The sequence below is a fragment of the Streptomyces sp. NPDC029292 genome, from assembly GCF_055569295.1.
In genome coordinates this window covers 979,419-994,951 of sequence record NZ_JBVHXR010000001.1, presented here as the reverse complement: position 1 = coordinate 994,951, position 15,533 = coordinate 979,419, and the positions used below count along the sequence as shown (strand labels likewise).

11 protein-coding genes are annotated in these 15,533 nt (G+C 69.7%); 3 read left to right on the top strand and 8 right to left on the bottom strand.

Going from position 1 to position 15,533, the window contains the following annotated elements; genetic code table 11:
- Position 1: 1 nt before the first annotated feature.
- The 5 genes from ACZ4WS_RS04515 to ACZ4WS_RS04495 all read right to left on the bottom strand — a co-directional run bounded on the left by ACZ4WS_RS04515 (position 2) and on the right by ACZ4WS_RS04495 (position 7,534).
- Complete coding sequence (locus ACZ4WS_RS04515) at positions 2 to 973, bottom strand: HpcH/HpaI aldolase/citrate lyase family protein (RefSeq protein WP_467976991.1); 972 nt, start codon at positions 971 to 973, stop codon at positions 2 to 4.
- Positions 970 to 2,997, bottom strand: coding sequence for a protein meaA (locus tag ACZ4WS_RS04510; RefSeq protein ID WP_467976989.1), 2,028 nt, complete (start codon positions 2,995 to 2,997; stop codon positions 970 to 972). Before ACZ4WS_RS04510 ends, ACZ4WS_RS04515 begins: the two co-directional genes overlap by 4 nt.
- A gap of 10 nt (positions 2,998 to 3,007) precedes the next feature.
- Complete coding sequence (gene ccrA / locus ACZ4WS_RS04505) at positions 3,008 to 4,345, bottom strand: crotonyl-CoA carboxylase/reductase (protein ID WP_467976988.1); 1,338 nt, start codon at positions 4,343 to 4,345, stop codon at positions 3,008 to 3,010.
- Positions 4,346 to 4,779: 434 nt separating this feature from the next.
- Complete coding sequence (locus ACZ4WS_RS04500; protein ID WP_467976986.1) at positions 4,780 to 5,592, bottom strand: TetR family transcriptional regulator; 813 nt, start codon at positions 5,590 to 5,592, stop codon at positions 4,780 to 4,782.
- Between the two features lie 136 nt (positions 5,593 to 5,728).
- Positions 5,729 to 7,534 (bottom strand): 3-hydroxyacyl-CoA dehydrogenase family protein, encoded by a 1,806-nt coding sequence (locus ACZ4WS_RS04495; protein WP_467976984.1) that lies wholly within the window; start codon positions 7,532 to 7,534, stop codon positions 5,729 to 5,731.
- 371 nt (positions 7,535 to 7,905) lie between these two features.
- On the opposite strand from ACZ4WS_RS04495, the gene ACZ4WS_RS04490 reads away from it, so the two are divergent.
- On the top strand, positions 7,906 to 8,478 hold the full coding sequence (locus ACZ4WS_RS04490; protein ID WP_467976983.1) for an adenylosuccinate lyase: 573 nt from the start codon (positions 7,906 to 7,908) through the stop codon (positions 8,476 to 8,478).
- A 210-nt stretch (positions 8,479 to 8,688) separates the two neighbouring features.
- Here ACZ4WS_RS04490 and ACZ4WS_RS04485 read toward each other — a convergent pair whose 3' ends face one another.
- From ACZ4WS_RS04485 to ACZ4WS_RS04475, 3 genes are all read right to left on the bottom strand, one after another.
- Entirely contained in the window at positions 8,689 to 9,201 is a 513-nt protein-coding gene (locus ACZ4WS_RS04485) for a GNAT family N-acetyltransferase (RefSeq protein WP_467977198.1), read from the bottom strand.
- A gap of 171 nt (positions 9,202 to 9,372) precedes the next feature.
- Positions 9,373 to 10,965: an alpha/beta hydrolase gene (locus ACZ4WS_RS04480; RefSeq protein ID WP_467976981.1), complete on the bottom strand. Its 1,593-nt coding sequence runs from the start codon at positions 10,963 to 10,965 to the stop codon at positions 9,373 to 9,375.
- 153 nt (positions 10,966 to 11,118) lie between these two features.
- Positions 11,119 to 12,150, bottom strand: coding sequence for an Rv2578c family radical SAM protein (locus tag ACZ4WS_RS04475; RefSeq protein WP_467976979.1), 1,032 nt, complete (start codon positions 12,148 to 12,150; stop codon positions 11,119 to 11,121).
- A gap of 182 nt (positions 12,151 to 12,332) precedes the next feature.
- Between ACZ4WS_RS04475 and ACZ4WS_RS04470 the strand changes: the two genes are divergently transcribed.
- Together ACZ4WS_RS04470 and ACZ4WS_RS04465 are read left to right on the top strand one after the other, a co-directional pair.
- Entirely contained in the window at positions 12,333 to 12,776 is a 444-nt protein-coding gene (locus ACZ4WS_RS04470; RefSeq protein WP_467976977.1) for an SRPBCC family protein, read from the top strand.
- A 180-nt stretch (positions 12,777 to 12,956) separates the two neighbouring features.
- Positions 12,957 to 15,344, top strand: coding sequence for an MFS transporter (locus ACZ4WS_RS04465; RefSeq protein ID WP_467976976.1), 2,388 nt, complete (start codon positions 12,957 to 12,959; stop codon positions 15,342 to 15,344).
- Positions 15,345 to 15,533: the final 189 nt, after the last annotated feature.

Below are 15,533 nucleotides of genomic sequence, written 5' to 3'. Positions count from 1 at the left end.
CTCAGGCCTCCGGGGCTTCGAACTTGCTGGTGCGCTGCATGCCGGCGGCCCGGCCCTTGCCGGAGATGACCAGGGCCATCTTGCGGCTGGCCTCGTCGATCATCTCGTCGCCGAGCATGGCGGAGCCCTTCTTGCCGCCCGCCTCGGACGTGCAGTACTCGTATGCGTCGAGGATGAGCTCCGCGTGGTCGAAGTCCTCCTGGGAGGGCGAGAAGATCTCGTTGGCCGCGGCGACCTGGTCCGGGTGCAGCACCCACTTGCCGTCGAAACCGAGGGCGGCGGCGCGCTGCGCGACCTCGCGGTAGCCCTCCTGGTTGCGGATCTGGAGGTAGGGGCCGTCGATCGCCTGGAGGTTGTTGGCGCGTGCGGCCATCAGGATCTTCATCAGGATGTAGTGGTAGGCGTCCGCCGGGTAACCGGGCGGCTGCTCGCCCACGACCAGCGACTTCATGTTGATCGACGCCATGAAGTCGGCCGGGCCGAAGATGATCGTCTCGACGCGCTGGGAAGCCGTGGCGATCTCGTTGACGTTGTTCAGACCCTGGGCGTTCTCGATCTGCGCCTCGATGCCGATCTTGCCGACCTCGAAGCCCATTGTCTTCTCGATCTGCGTCAGCAGCAGGTCGAGAGCGACGATCTGCTGGGCGTCCTGCACCTTCGGCAGCATGATGCAGTCGAGGTTCTGGCCCGCGCCCTCGACCACGGTCACGACGTCGCGGTACGTCCACTCGGTCGTCCAGTCGTTGACGCGCACGACCCGCGTCTTGCCGGTCCAGTCGCCCTCGTTGAGGAACTTCACGATGGTGTGCCGCGCCTCGGGCTTGGCCAGCGGGGCGCAGGCGTCCTCCAGGTCGAGGAAGACCTGGTCGGCGGGGAGGCCCTGGGCCTTCTCCAGGAAGCGGGGGTTGCTTCCCGGCACCGCGAGGCAGGAGCGTCGCGGGCGAAGCCGGTTCACGGGGGCGGGCGTGGTCATGCGGGGACCTCCAGGGGGTCGAGCTTGTTCGCTTTCCGGATCTCGTCGACGATACGGCCGATGATTCCGGTGATATCGAAGTCCTTCGGGGTGAAGACCGCGGCCACTCCCGCGGCCCGCAGCTGTTCGGCGTCGGCGTTCGGGATGATCCCGCCCGCGATCACCGGAATGTCGGCCGCGCCGGCCTCGCGCAGCCGCTCCAGCACGTCCGGCACCAACTGGGCGTGCGAACCGGACAGGATGGACAGCCCGACGCCGTGCACGTCCTCGGCGACGGCCGCGGCCACGATCTCCTCGGGCGTGAGCCGGATGCCCTGGTAGACCACCTCGAACCCGGCGTCGCGGGCCCGCACGGCGATCTGCTCGGCGCCGTTGGAGTGCCCGTCCAGGCCCGGCTTGCCCACCAGGAAGCGGAGCTTGCCGACGCCGAGGTCCTTCGCGGTCAGCTCCACCTTGCGGCGCACCAGCGCGAGCGCGGTGCCCTCCTCGGCGGTGACCGCGACGGGCGCGGACGAGACGCCGGTCGGGGCGCGGAACTCGCCGAACACCTCGCGCAGGGCCCCGGACCACTCGCCGGTCGTGACGCCGGCGCGGGCGCACTCCAGGGTGGCCTCCATGAGGTTGTCCGTGCCCTTGGCCGCCTCCTTCAACCGCTCCAGCGCCTTGCACGGACGCGGGTGGTTGAACGGCGGCTGGTAGCGGGTGTCGCGCCAGTTCTGCAGGGCGGCGATCACCCGGGCCTCGACCGCCGGGTCGACCGTCTGGATCGCCGCGTCCAGGTCGGCCGTCAGCGGGTTCGGCTCGGTCGACTCGAAGATGTTGACGCCGACGATCTTCTCCTGCCCGGACTCGATACGGGCCCGGCGCTCGGCGTGCGAGGAGACGAGCTGCGACTTCAGATAGCCCGACTCGACGGCGGCCATCGCGCCGCCCATCTCCTGGATCCGGTCGATCTCGGCCAGCGACTCCTCCATCAAGGAAGCCACCTTGGCCTCGATGACATGGGAGCCCTCGAAGATGTCCGCGTACTCCAGCAGGTCGCTCTCGTGCGCGAGCACCTGCTGGATGCGCAGCGACCACTGCTGGTCCCAGGGCCGGGGCAGGCCCAGCGCCTCGTTCCAGGCGGGCAGCTGCACGGCACGCGCGCGTGCGTCCTTCGAGAGCGTCACGGCCAGCATCTCGAGAACGATCCGCTGGACGTTGTTCTCCGGCTGCGCCTCGGTCAGACCGAGGGAGTTGACCTGGACGCCGTACCGGAAGCGCCGCTGCTTGGGGTCCTCGATGCCGTACCGCTCGCGCGTGATCTTGTCCCAGATCCGCCCGAACGCCCGCATCTTGCACATCTCCTCGACGAAGCGGACGCCCGCGTTCACGAAGAAGGAGATACGGGCGACCACGTCACCCTTGCGGTCCTCGGCGATCTGGCCGGACGCGAACACCGCGTCCAGGACGGCGATCGCGGTGGACATCGCGTACGCGATCTCCTGGACCGGGGTGGCTCCCGCCTCCTGCAGGTGGTAGCTGCAGATGTTGATCGGGTTCCACTTCGGGATGTGGTTCACCGTGTAGGTGATCATGTCCGTCGTCAGACGGAGCGAGGGAACCGGCGGGAAGACATGCGTCCCCCGCGACAGGTACTCCTTCACGATGTCGTTCTGGGTCGTCCCCTGGAGCTTGGTGATGTCCGCACCCTGCTCCTCGGCGACGACCTGATAGAGCGCCAGCAGCCACATGGCGGTGGCGTTGATGGTCATCGAGGTGTTCATCTGCTCCAGGGGGATGTCCTGGAACAAGCGGCGCATGTCACCGAGATGGGACACCGGCACGCCGACCCGGCCGACCTCGCCGCGGGCGAGGATGTGGTCGGGGTCGTAGCCGGTCTGCGTCGGCAGGTCGAACGCGACCGACAGACCGGTCTGGCCCTTGGCGAGGTTGCGCCGGTACAGCTCGTTGGACGCCTCTGCGGTGGAGTGACCGGCGTAGGTCCGCATGAGCCACGGCCGGTCCTTCTGGCGCTCAGTCATCTAGGGGACCTCAGATGTTCCGGAAGCGGTTGATGGCGTCGATGTGCTGGGCGCGCTTCTCCTCGTCGCGCACTCCCAGGCCCTCCTGGGGCGCCAGCGCGAGGACGCCGACCTTGCCCTGGTGGAGGTTGCGGTGCACGTCGTACGCGGCCTGCCCGGTCTCCTCCAGGGAGTACACCCGGGAGAGCGTCGGGTGGATCTTGCCCTTGGCCACAAGCCGGTTGGCCTCCCAGGCCTCGCGGTAGTTGGCGAAGTGCGAGCCCACGATCTTCTTCAGGGACATCCACAGGTAGCGGTTGTCGTACTCGTGGTTGTAGCCCGAGGTCGAGGCGCAGGTGACGATGGTGCCGCCCTTGCGGGTGACGTACACGGAGGCGCCGAAGGTCTCGCGGCCCGGGTGCTCGAAGACGATGTCGACGTCCTCGCCACCGGTCAGCTCACGGATGCGCTTGCCGAAGCGCTTCCACTCCTTCGGGTCCTGGGTGTGCTCGTCCTTCCAGAACTTGTAGCCCTCGGCGTTGCGGTCGATGATCGCCTCGGCGCCCATCGCCCGGCAGATGTCCGCCTTCTGCTCGCTGCTCACGACACAGATCGGGTTGGCGCCACCGGCGAGCGCGAACTGCGTCGCGTACGAGCCGAGTCCGCCGCTCGCGCCCCAGATGAGGACGTTGTCGCCCTGCTTCATCCCGGCGCCGTTGCGGGAGACCAGCTGCCGGTACGCGGTGGAGTTCACCAGCCCCGGGGCGGCGGCCTCCTCCCAGCTGAGGTGGTCCGGCTTCGGCATCAGCTGGTTGGACTTGACGAGCGCGATCTCGGCGAGGCCGCCGAAGTTCGTCTCGAAGCCCCAGATGCGCTGCTCGGGGTCGAGCATCGTGTCGTTGTGGCCGTCGGAGGACTCCAGCTCGACGGACAGACAGTGCGCGACGACCTCGTCGCCGGGCTTCCAGGCGTTGACGCCCGGGCCGGTGCGCAGGACGACGCCCGCGAGGTCGGAGCCGATGATGTGGTACGGCAGGTCATGGCGCTTGGTGAGCTCGCTGAGCCTGCCGTAGCGCTCCAGGAAGCCGAAGGTCGACATCGGCTCGAAGATCGACGTCCAGACCGAGTTGTAGTTGACGGAGGAGGCCATGACGGCCACCAGAGCCTCGCCCGGGCCGAGCTCCGGCACCGGCACGTCGTCCAGGTGGATCGACTTGCGGGGGTCCTTGTCGCGGGTGGCGAGCCCGGCGAACATCTCCGTCTCGTCCTTGTGCACGGTGATCGCGCGGTACGACTCGGGGAGCGGAAGAGCGGCGAAGTCGGCAGACGTGGCCGTCTGCGACTGAATCGCGTCCAGGATTTCCTTCACGGTGTTGCCTCCGGCGATGAGCGTCCGAGGGGAGACGCTGAGGGTTACGTCGGTGCTGCTGCTGGGGGTGAGGGGTGTGCCGTCGGTTCGGCGGAGGTGGTGCTGTGGCAGCGCTTGGTTGGCGCAGGAGGTTGCCTGTGACGCAGGCGTCCGGGCGCGCTCGCCATTGGCTTGCGGGGACAGCCGGCGTACGAAAGGTCTCTGCACGCCGGCCGCCCGGACACCTTCAACGTATGGCACGGCGTGTCACCCCGCAAGGCACGGAGTGCCATAAGTTGCGCTCAGGTGAAATCTTTACGTAACACGTGAGCGATGATCGATCAGACTGCGCGATGATCGATCGAATCCGGGGCGCAAAAACGCCGGACGTGCTCAAATCGAGCCCGTCCGGCGTTGGGGGACAAGCGGCGGGAGCCGCGGTTCTGTGAGGGAAGTTACGACCGTTCCTTGAGCGCCTGCTCGATGGTTCGCATCACCTGATCCAGCGGGGCATCGACCCTGGCCACGGTGACCAGCACATCCCCCTCCGTGAAGGAAGAAGCCGGCGCCGACCGGGGCGCAGCCTCGCGCCCGGCGCCGATCCCCGTGCCGAACGTCTTCCGCACGATCGCGAAGGCGTGGTCCAGCTGGGACTCGACGTCGCCTTGTCCCCCGGCCCGGAGCCAGCGCCGCAGGACATGGTTGTGAGCCGTGACCACGGCGGACGCCGCGACCTCCGCGAGCAGCGGATCGTCATTGGCGTCGTCGTCGTGCGCGTGCTCGTCGAAGTGGCCCAGCAGATACCGCGTGAACAGCCGCTCGTAGCGGGCCACGGAGGCGATCTCGGCCTCGCGCAGCGTCGGCACCTCGCGCGTGAGCTTGTAGCGCGAGACGGAGATCTCGGGCCGGGCGGCGTACATCTTCATGACTTCCTTGATGCCACGGCACACCGTGTCGAGCGGGTGCTCGTGCGGCGGTGCCGCGTTGAGCACCGCCTCGGCCCGGATCAGGGTGTCGTCGTGGTCGGGGAAGATCGCCTCTTCCTTGGAGCGGAAGTGGCGGAAGAAGGTACGACGGGCCACCCCGGCCTGGGCTGCGATCTCGTCGACGGTGGTTGCCTCGTACCCCTTGGCCGCGAACAGCTCCATGGCCGCGGCCGCCAGTTCCCGGCGCATCTTGAGCCGTTGCGCGGCCGCGCGACTGCCCGCGGCACTCTCCGGCGCGTCGGGCGTAGCTGGTGTACGTGAGGACTTGGCGGGCTGGGACATGACCCGAACGTACTGCATGGGTGCAGGAGAGCGCGCATGTCCGGGGATCCCCCCGCCCTCCACGGGCGGGGGGTTTCCGGTCGGGTCGAGCAGTCCGCCCCAGTCGGCGCTGTCTCTGAGCCGGTCGCCCGGACGCTCAGCGCCGGGCATATTCGCGGAAGCCGCGGCCCGTCTTGCGGCCGAGGCAGCCCGCGGCCACCAGGTGCTCGAGGAGCGGTGCCGGGGCGAGGCCCGGGTCACGGAACTCGCGGTGCAGAACCTTCTCGATGGCCAGGGAGACATCGAGCCCGACCACGTCCAGGAGCTCGAACGGGCCCATGGGGTACCCGCCGCCCAGCTTCATCGCCGCGTCGATGTCGTCGAGAGACGCGTAGTGCTCCTGCACCATCTTGATCGCGTTGTTCAGGTACGGGAACAGCAGCGCGTTCACGATGAAACCGGCCCGGTCGCCGCAGTCCACCGGGTGCTTGCGGATCTTCGCGCAGACCTCGCGGACCGTGGCGTGCACGTCGTCCGTGGTCAGGACGGTCCGCACGACCTCGACGAGCTTCATCGCCGGGGCCGGGTTGAAGAAGTGCATGCCGATCACGTCCTGCGGGCGCGAGGTGGCGCGGGCGCAGGCGACGACGGGCAGCGAGGAGGTCGTGGTGGCGAGGATCGCGCCGGGCTTGCAGACCTTGTCGAACGTGGCGAACAGCTGCTGCTTGATCTCCAGGTCCTCGGCCACCGCCTCCAGCGCCAGATCGACGTCCGCGAAGGCGTCGTACGAGCCCGCCGGGGTGATCCGGTCCAGGGTCTCCGCCGCGGCCTCGGCGGTCATCCGGCCTTTGTCGACGGAGCGCGAAAGCGACTTGCCGATACGGGCCTTGGCGGCCTGCGCCTTCTCCTCGGTGCGGGCGGCCAGGACGACCTCGTACCCGGCCTTGGCGAAGACCTCGGCGATGCCGGACGCCATGGTGCCGGAGCCCGCGACGCCGACGGAGCGCACCGGACGACCAGGCGTCTCGGATCCGCCGGACAGCGGCGTCAGCGCGTCCCGCACGACGGTGGCGCTGCCGGGAGCCTCGTACGAGTAGAAGCCGCGCCCCGACTTCCGGCCGGTCAGGCCCGCCTCGCTGAGCTGCTTGAGGATGGGCGCGGGCGCGTGCAGCCGGTCGTGCGACTCGGCGTACATGGCCTCCAGGACCGTCCGCGCGGTGTCGACGCCGATCAGGTCGAGCAGCGCGAGCGGGCCCATGGGCAGTCCGCAGCCGAGCTTCATCGCCGCGTCGATGTCCTCGCGGGAGGCGTACTTGGCCTCGTACATCGCGGCTGCCTGGTTGAGGTAGCCGAACAGCAGCCCGTCGGCGACGAATCCGGGGCGGTCGCCGACGGCGACGGGCTCCTTGCCGAGGTCGAGCGCGAGGTTGGTGACCGCCGTGACGGCCGTGGGCGCGGTCAGCACCGACGAGACCACCTCGACCAGCTTCATCGCGGGCGCCGGGTTGAAGAAGTGCAGGCCCAGGACGCGCTCGGGGCGGGACGAGTCGGCGGCCAGGCGTGTCACGGACAGGGCGTTGGTGCCGGTCGCGAGGATCGTCTCCGGGCGCACGATGCCGTCGAGCGCGCGGAAGACCTGCTGCTTGATCTCGTACGACTCCGGGGTCACCTCGATGACCAGGTCGGCGTCGGCCGCGGCCTGCAGGTCGGTGAAGGCGCGGAAGCGGGCGAGGACGTCGTCGCGCTCCTGCTCGGTGAGGCGCTCGCGCCGCACGGCGCGGGCGGTGGAGGCTTCGAGCGCCGTGACGGCCTGGGCGGCCGCGGCCTCGCTGATGTCGATGCCGATGACTTCGCGGCCGGCCCGGGCGAGGACCTCGGCGATGCCGGTGCCCATGGTGCCGAGGCCGACGACGGCGACGGTCTTGAGCGGGGACAGAGGGGTGTCGGACAGGGGAGTGGCCATCGCGGGACTCCAGAAAGAGGGTGACGACTGAGGAGCGCACGCAGGTACGCCGAAGAGCGCACGAAGTGCGAAAGATGCGGGTGTTGCCGGGCTGACGAGCGCACACGCCCGGTGCCGTCCAGGGCGCCGAAGAACGTGCGCCCGAAAGAACGGTGAAGCCGACCGGCCCTGTCCCGGAGCCATGTCGTACTGAGGTACCTGAAGTACCGAACCGACTGCTCTCACGGCGGCTGCGTCACCAGGCCACCGCAAGTAAAGACGCGAGTGGGTAACTCGCTCGTCTGAGCTTAACCCGCCAGTAACGAGCGCGCCAGCCCCCGAGTTTGTGATGTACGTCCCCGCGCCTCACAGGTTTCTCTAGGCTCGGCGTCATGGACGAAGCGTTGCGATCACTCACGGAGCGTGTACAAGCCGAGGCCGGGGCCTCGGCGGCGTACGACCGTCTTCTGGCGGCCGAGGGCCTCGACGAACTGGCGGCCGCGCTGACCGAGCCCGGACAGCCGCTGTGGGCACGGGAGTTGGTCGCCTTCCGGCTCGGGGTCGCCGGGGACCGGCGGGCCTTCGAAGCGCTCGTCCTGCTGCTCAACCACCGCGACCCGCAGCGCTGCGCGTCCGCCGCGTACGCCCTGGCCCGGCTCGGCGATGCCCGCACCGCCCGCGCGGCCGCCGCGCTCGCCACCAACGAACTGCGCGTCGCCTACGCCCTGCATCCGGTACGGCTCCTGGTGGAGCTGCGCGCTCCCGAGGCCGCGCCCGCACTGATCACCACGCTCGAACGCCGACTGCGCCCGCACGATCCCTACCGCACGGTCGCGCTCGCGTGCGTGGAGGGTCTGGGGGAACTGGGGGACGTCCGGGCGAGACCCGTACTGAACCAGGCGCTGGCGCATCCGGCGCTCGCGGAGGCTGCGGTCCACGCGCTGGCGCGGCTGCCAAAGCCGTAGGCCGCGGCTCGGCCGCGCCGCCGGCCCCGGGGACGTCTCTGCGCGCGGGTGCGTCACCGTCCCGGCGCGCAGGTGCGCCGCCGTCCCCGCGCGGGTGCGGGGCCGTCCCAGTGCGCAGGTGCGTCGCCGTCCCTGTACGCGGGTGCGTCGCCGTCCCCGCGCAGGTGCGCCGCCGTCCCCGCGCGCGGGTGCGCCCGACCGAGGAGTACGTCAGCCCCGCTCGACGCCGGTGAGTGCGCGGGCGTACCGCACCTCGGGGACCGCGACTCCGTCCACGTCGAAGGGCTCCTCGGCGCCGTCCGGTGCGAACCCGGCCTGCTCGTAGAAGCGGCGGGCCGGGGCGTTCTCCTTCAGCACCCACAGGAGCATCCGCTCGTGCCCGGCGGCGGCACACCGGCCGGCCGACTCCCGCAGCAGCGCGCGCCCGACCCCGCCCCCGACTCGGTCGGGATGGACGTAGATCGCGTACAACTCGGCGTCTTCGGTGCGGACTTCGCCGTCCCGGTACGGCCCGTAGCAGGCCCAGCCGATCACCTCGCCGTCCCTCACCGCGACCAGGTTCACGATCTCGTCGCCGCCCTGCCCGAAGCGCGCGCGTCGCCGCGTCGCGTCCTCCTCCACACTGAGCGCGTCGAGGTACGACTGCGGTATCAGCCCCTTGTATGCCGTCTGCCAGCCGCGGATGCGGATCTCGGCCACGCGCGGGCAGTCGTCGAGGGTCATCTCGCGGACCCGGAGAGCGCTCACTCGCCCACCACCGCGTACGCCTCGATCTCCACAGGCGGCGGCGGGGGCGACCCCGTCGGGGGCGGGAATGCGGGTCAGGTCACTCATGCGTCCATGGTGGACCATGGGTCTGACAATGCCCCCGACGGGTCACTGCTCGCAGGTGGTTCAGCCCCGGAAGCCGAGCAGTCCGTGCAGTGACGAACCGCGCGAGGAGGCCGACGCCGCCGTCGTGCTCAGCGGCTCCGGGTCGGGCAGCGTCTTGCACACCGCGTCGACCTCACCGCCGCTGCGCGGCACCTTGCCGTTGCTCAGATACGTCGCCAGGTACTTGTCCAGGCAGGCGTTCCCGCTCAACGTGATGCCGTGGTTCCCGCCACCCTGCTCGACCACCAGGCTGGAGCCGCGCAGTTGGTGGTGGACGGTGACGCCGCCCTCGTACGGAGTGGCCGCGTCGTTCGTGGCCTGGAAGAGCAGCGTCGGCGGCAGGGCGTCGTTGGAGACGTCCACCGGCTGCAGCGAGTCCGTCGGCCAGAAGGCGCACGGCGCGTTGTACCAGGCGTTGTTCCAGGCCATGAACGGTGCCTTGTCGTACACCGCCCAGTTGTCCTTGCGCCACTGGTTCCAGTCGCGCGGCCAGGACGCGTCACGGCACTGCACCGAGGTGTAGATGCTGTAGCCGTTGTCGCCCGAGGCGTCGATCGCGGCGAAGTTGTCGTACGCCTCGACCAGCGGATCCGCGTTCTTGTCGTTCACGTAGGCCGCGAACGCGTCGGCGAGGTAGGGCCAGTAGCCGTTGTAGTAGCCACCGGGTATGAAGGTGTCCTCCAGCTCGGAGGCGCCCACCTTCTTGCCCGCGGGCTTCTTGGCGAGCGCCGCGCGCATCGCGTACCACTTGGCCTCGACCTTGGCCGGGTCGGTGCCGAGCTTGTACGTCGCGTTGTGCTTGGCGACCCAGGCCAGGAACGCCAGATGACGGTCGTTGAAGGCGTAGTCCTGTCCGATGTTGTCGTCGTACCAGGCACCGGTGGGGTCGACGATGGAGTCGAGCACCAGTCGCCGCACACGGTGGGGGAAGAGCTTCGCGTAGACGGCGCCCAGATAGGTGCCGTACGAGTACCCGAAGTAGTTGATCTTCCTGGCGCCGAGCGCTTGCCTGATCGAGTCCATGTCACGGACCGCGCTCACCGTGTCGATGTACGGAAGCAGGCTCGCGTACTTGGTGCCGCAGGCCTTGGCGAAGGCCGCGGCGCGGGCGAGGTTGGCCTTCTCGATCGCGCGGGTGCTGGGCACGGAGTCCGGGCGTACCGGGTTGAAGTAGCCGGGCTTGCAGTCCAGCGCGGGCTTGCTCGCGCCGACGCCGCGCGGGTCGAAGCCGATGACGTCGTACTGCGCCGCCACCGCCTTGGGCAGGGAGGACGCCACGAACCCGGCGAGCGTCAGCCCGCTGCCGCCCGGTCCGCCCGGGTTCACCAGCAACGGCCCCTGGTACGTCTTCGCGGTGTGCGGGACACGGGAGAGCGCGAGCGTGATGCTCTTGCCGTGCGGGTTGGAGTGGTCGAGCGGCACCTTCAAGGACGTACATTGCAAGGTCGGATAGTCCGTGGTGCCGCATTTCTTCCAGGTCAGCTTCGCCGTATGGGCGGACTGCGTGGTGCGCGGAGCGGTCGCGGAGCCCGCGCTCGCGTCGGCCGGGACCGAGGTCATCATCCCGGCCACCACCGCGGCGACACCACACAGTGCAGCTGCTCTTTTCTTCACGAGGCCTCCCAGGACGGAGGGGTGAGCCGTGCACGCCACGGCCTTCGCCGCATCGTCCCGGAAAGGAACCCCGGAAGAACTCGTTCTGACAAGACTCGACCCGATCGAGCCGCGCGAAGTGCTCAGAGGCCGTCAGAGATGTCTCGGAAGCCGTCACAGGAGCGTGAGTTGAGTCGGCTCCGGTGCCGCGGGCTCAGGGGCGGTGATCCTGCGCGGCATCCCCGCGCGCGTGGGGCCGATGCCGTACTCCTGGGCCAACTCGTGGACCTGGCGGGTGATCCGGCGCTGATACCACTTCGGGGCGTACGCGCCCTCCGCGTACAACCGCTCGTAACGGCGCACGAGACAGGGGTGGTGGTGGTCCAGCCAGGCCATGAACCACTCACGGGCGCCGGGGCGCAGATGCAGTACGAGCGGGGTCACGGAGGTGGCGCCGGAGGCCGCGATCGCCCGTACGGTGGCGCGCAGTTGGGCCGGCTGGTCGCCCAGGAAGGGGATCACGGGGGCCATCAGGACGCCGCAGCCGATGCCGTGCTCCGTCAGGGTGCGCACGACGTCCAGGCGCCGCTCCGGCGCCGGTGTGCCCGGCTCGACGGTGCGCCACAGCTCGGTGTCGGTGAAGCCCACGGACACGGAGATGCCGACATCGGTGACCTCGGACGCCTGCTTCAGGAGGTCGAGGTCGCGCAGGATCAGTGTGCCCTTCGTCAGGATCGAGAAGGGGTTCGCGTGGTCGCGCAGGGCGGCGATGATGCCGGGCATCAGGCGGTAGCGGCCCTCCGCACGCTGGTAGCAGTCGACGTTGGTGCCCATGGCGATGTGCTCGCCGTGCCAGCGGCGTGAGGCGAGCTGGCGGCGCAGCAGGTCCGGCGCGTTGACCTTCACCACGATCTGGGAGTCGAAGTCGAGGCCCGTGTCGAGGTCCAGATAGCTGTGCGTCTTGCGCGCGAAGCAGTACACACACGCGTGCGTGCACCCCCGATAAGGGTTCACCGTCCACTCGAAGGGCATGCGGGAGGCCCCCGGCACCCGGTTCACGATCGACCGCGCCCGGATCTCGTGGAAGGTGATGCCGCGGAACTCCGGGGTGTCGAAGGTACGGGTGGTCACCGCGTCCGCGCCGAACAGCGCGGCATCCCGGGCGGGGTCCCCGGCGGGGTCCACTGTGAGGTTCTCCCAGCGCATGACGCCTCCTCGGTAGCACTGGCCATAGAATAGAACACATGTTCCCTTGATCGTGCGACCTCGTATTCCGTGCCCTGCGAGGACCCCTTCCGTGTCCTACGGGCACCCCGATTTGGGCGGCCAGGGCGCCTGGTGGTTGGCTGGCCGCACACCCCGAGTAACCAAGTGCTGGAGGAAGTGCAATGGCGCAGGTCGAGGCCACGACGGAACGGGTCATCGCAGCGGACGCGGAGGCGGTGTTCGACGCCCTGGCCGACTACAGCGGCACGCGCGCGAAGCTGCTGCCCGAGCACTTCAGCGAGTACGAGGTGCGCGAGGGCGGTGACGGCGAGGGCACCCTCGTGCACTGGAAGCTCCAGGCCACCAGCAAGCGCGTCCGCGACTGCCTGCTCGAGGTGAGCGAGCCCACCGACGGCGAGCTCGTCGAGAAGGACCGCAACTCCTCGATGGTCACCACCTGGCGGGTCACCCCGGCCGGCGAGGGCGAGTCGCGCGTCGTCGTCAGCACCGTCTGGAACGGCGCGGGTGGCATCGGCGGCTTCTTCGAGAGGACCTTCGCGCCCAAGGGGCTCAGCCGCATCTACGACGCGGTGCTCGCCAAGCTCGCCACTGAGGTGGAGAAGTAGCCCGAGGGGCAACTCCGTGGGCCGCGCCGTCCAAGAGGTAACTCTCCAGGCCGCGTTGTAGCCCTCACCGTTTCGAGTGGATCTCCTCGTCGTGCGACGGTACGCCGTAACTCGTCGCGCTTGCTCACAGTTGTCGCGTAAGCGGGAATTGTGCGGTGGGCGCGACGAGGGGAGCGGTACGTGGGCGGGATCACTCTGGTGAAGGGCGAACCGCCTGCCGCGCCCCCGCGGGAGCACGCTCCGGTGGCGGCCGAGACCGTCCAACTGGGCCCGCGCCAGGTGCGGTTGGTCTTCTTCGGGCTCATGCTCGCGCTGCTTCTCGCCGCCCTGGATCAGATGATCGTGGCCACCGCGCTCCCGAAGATCGTCGGGGAGCTGCACGGCCTGGACAAGATGTCCTGGGCGATCACGGCCTATCTGCTCACCTCCACCGTCGGACTCCCCGTCTACGGCAAACTCGGCGACCTCTTCGGCCGCAAGGGCGTCTTCCAGTTCGCGATCGTCGTCTTCGTCATCGGCTCGGCACTCGCCGGACGGGCGCAGACCATGGACCAGTTGATCGCCTTCCGCGCGATCCAGGGCGTCGGCGCGGGCGGCCTCATGATTGGTGTGCAGGCGATCATCGCGGACGTCGTGCCGCCACGCGAACGCGGCCGTTTCATGGGCCTGATCGGCGCCGCGTTCGGTCTCGCGTCGGTCGCGGGGCCACTCCTCGGGGGCTACTTCACCGACCACCTCTCCTGGAGATGGTGCTTCTACATCAACGTGCCCTTCGGCCTGGTCACGCTGGCCGTCGTCACCGTCGTACTGAAACTGCCGAAGCCCGCCGCCAGGGCGCGCCTCGACATCCTCGGTGTGCTGCTCCTCGCCGCCGCGTCAACCTGCGTGGTGCTGCTGACCAGTTGGGGCGGCACCGAGTACGCGTGGGGCTCGCGGGTCATCCTGGGGCTCGGGGCGGGCGCACTCGCCGCGACGGTCCTCTTCCTCGTCGTCGAGCGCTTCGCGGTCGAACCGCTCATCCCGCTGCGGCTGTTCAAGGACGGCGTCTTCAACATCACCGCTCTGGTGGGCCTGGTCATCGGCGTCGCCCTCTTCGGAGCCGCCAGCTACCTGCCGACCTTCCTTCAGATGGTCGACGGCGCCAGCGCCACCGAGTCCGGGCTCCTGATGCTCCCCATGATGGGCGGCATCGTCGGCGCCTCGGTCATCTCCGGACAACTCATCAGCCACACCGGGCGCTACAAGGTCTATCCGGTCCTCGGCAGCGCGCTCGCCGCCGTCGGCATGTGGCTGCTGTCCCGCCTCGAGGTCGACACGCCCCGGCTGCAGTACAGCATCTGGATGGCGGTGCTGGGTGCGGGCATCGGCATGGTGATGCCGGTCCTGGTCCTCGCCGTGCAGAACTCCGTGCGCCCGGCCGACCTCGGCACCGCGACCAGCGCCAACAACTACTTCCGGCAGATCGGTGGCAGCGTCGGAGCCGCCGTCTTCGGCACCCTGTTCGCCAACCGCCTCGCTGACTCGCTCGCCGACCGCCTCCCCGCGCGCGCGGGCACCGGTCTCCCGGACCCCGAGTCCCTCACCCCCCAGCTCGTCCACGCGATGCCCGCCGCCCTGCGCGACGACTACATCGGGGCCTACGCGGACGCCATGCCGCGGATCTTCCTCTACCTCGTGCCGGTGATCGTCGTTGGCCTGCTCATCGCCTTCTTCCTCAAGGAGAAACCTCTGGTGTCCCACAACGCCCCCGCCACCGACGCCGAGTCCGCCCCCCTCACGCAGATCCCGCACGCGCGCTCGTCGTACGCCGCCGGGATCCCCGTCTGCGGCACGGTGCAACACCCCGACGGCACCGTCGTGCCGCGCGCCGCGCTCACCCTCATCGACGTCGCGGGACAGCAGATCGGGCGGGGCGCCAGCGGCGAGGACGGGCGGTACGCGCTGTCCACGCCGGGCTCTGGGTCGTACGTCCTGATCGCGGCCGCGGGAGGCCACCAGCCGCAGGCGGTCTCGGTGACCGTCGGCGAGCGCCCGGTGGAGCTGGACGTCGTGCTCGGCGGCGCGGGACGCCTCGCCGGGAGCGTGCTGACCGCGGACGGCACCCCGCTGCGGGAGGCCACGGTCACGCTCACCAATGTGCACGGAGAGGTGGTGGCCACCACCCGCAGCGGGCGCGAAGGGGGCTATGTCATGACGGAGTTGGTGGCGGGCGAGTACACCCTCGCCGCCAGCGCGCCGGCGTTCCGCCCGGCCGCGCTCCCCGTGAGCGTGCAGGCCGCCCGTGAGACCCGCCAGGACGTCGAACTCGCGGGTGGCGCCGTGCTGCGCGGCACCGTACGGGCGGGCGGCGGACGCCCCGTCGAGGACGCGCGCGTGACGCTCCTGGACGCCGCGGGCAATGTGGTGGACACCCTCACCACCGGAGCCGACGGAACGTTCCGGTTCGTCGACCTCTCCTCCGGCGAGTACACCGTCATCGCGGCGGGCTATCCGCCAGTGGCCACCGTGCTCCAGGTCGCCGGGGGCGGCCGGACGGAACGGGACTTGCAACTGGGGCACGAGGACTGACGGGACGGGGCGGGTGACCTGGGGCACGAGCACGGACGGGACAGGACGGCACCGGGCGGGACGGGCAACTGGCTTACGAAGAACGGGTGTTGCGCGTCTGTCATGCGCCGGAGCCGCCGCGCGACGTCAATTCCGGTATTGCCACACATCGCGACAGGCCGCCGCCGTACCGTGGTGATGGCGGCACAG

Bases quoted from the DNA above. Each gene is read 5' to 3' on its own strand.
- ACZ4WS_RS04470 (WP_467976977.1), top strand. From the start codon at position 12,333: ATGGCGCAGGTCGAGGCCACGACGGAACGGGTCATCGCAGCGGACGCG.
- ACZ4WS_RS04490 (WP_467976983.1), top strand. From the start codon at position 7,906: ATGGACGAAGCGTTGCGATCACTCACGGAGCGTGTACAAGCCGAGGCC.
- ACZ4WS_RS04475 (WP_467976979.1), bottom strand. From the start codon at position 12,150: ATGCGCTGGGAGAACCTCACAGTGGACCCCGCCGGGGACCCCGCCCGG.
- ACZ4WS_RS04510 (WP_467976989.1), bottom strand. From the start codon at position 2,997: ATGACTGAGCGCCAGAAGGACCGGCCGTGGCTCATGCGGACCTACGCC.
- ACZ4WS_RS04495 (WP_467976984.1), bottom strand. From the start codon at position 7,534: ATGGCCACTCCCCTGTCCGACACCCCTCTGTCCCCGCTCAAGACCGTC.
- ACZ4WS_RS04500 (WP_467976986.1), bottom strand. From the start codon at position 5,592: ATGTCCCAGCCCGCCAAGTCCTCACGTACACCAGCTACGCCCGACGCG.
- ACZ4WS_RS04485 (WP_467977198.1), bottom strand. From the start codon at position 9,201: ATGACCCTCGACGACTGCCCGCGCGTGGCCGAGATCCGCATCCGCGGC.
- ACZ4WS_RS04515 (WP_467976991.1), bottom strand. From the start codon at position 973: ATGACCACGCCCGCCCCCGTGAACCGGCTTCGCCCGCGACGCTCCTGC.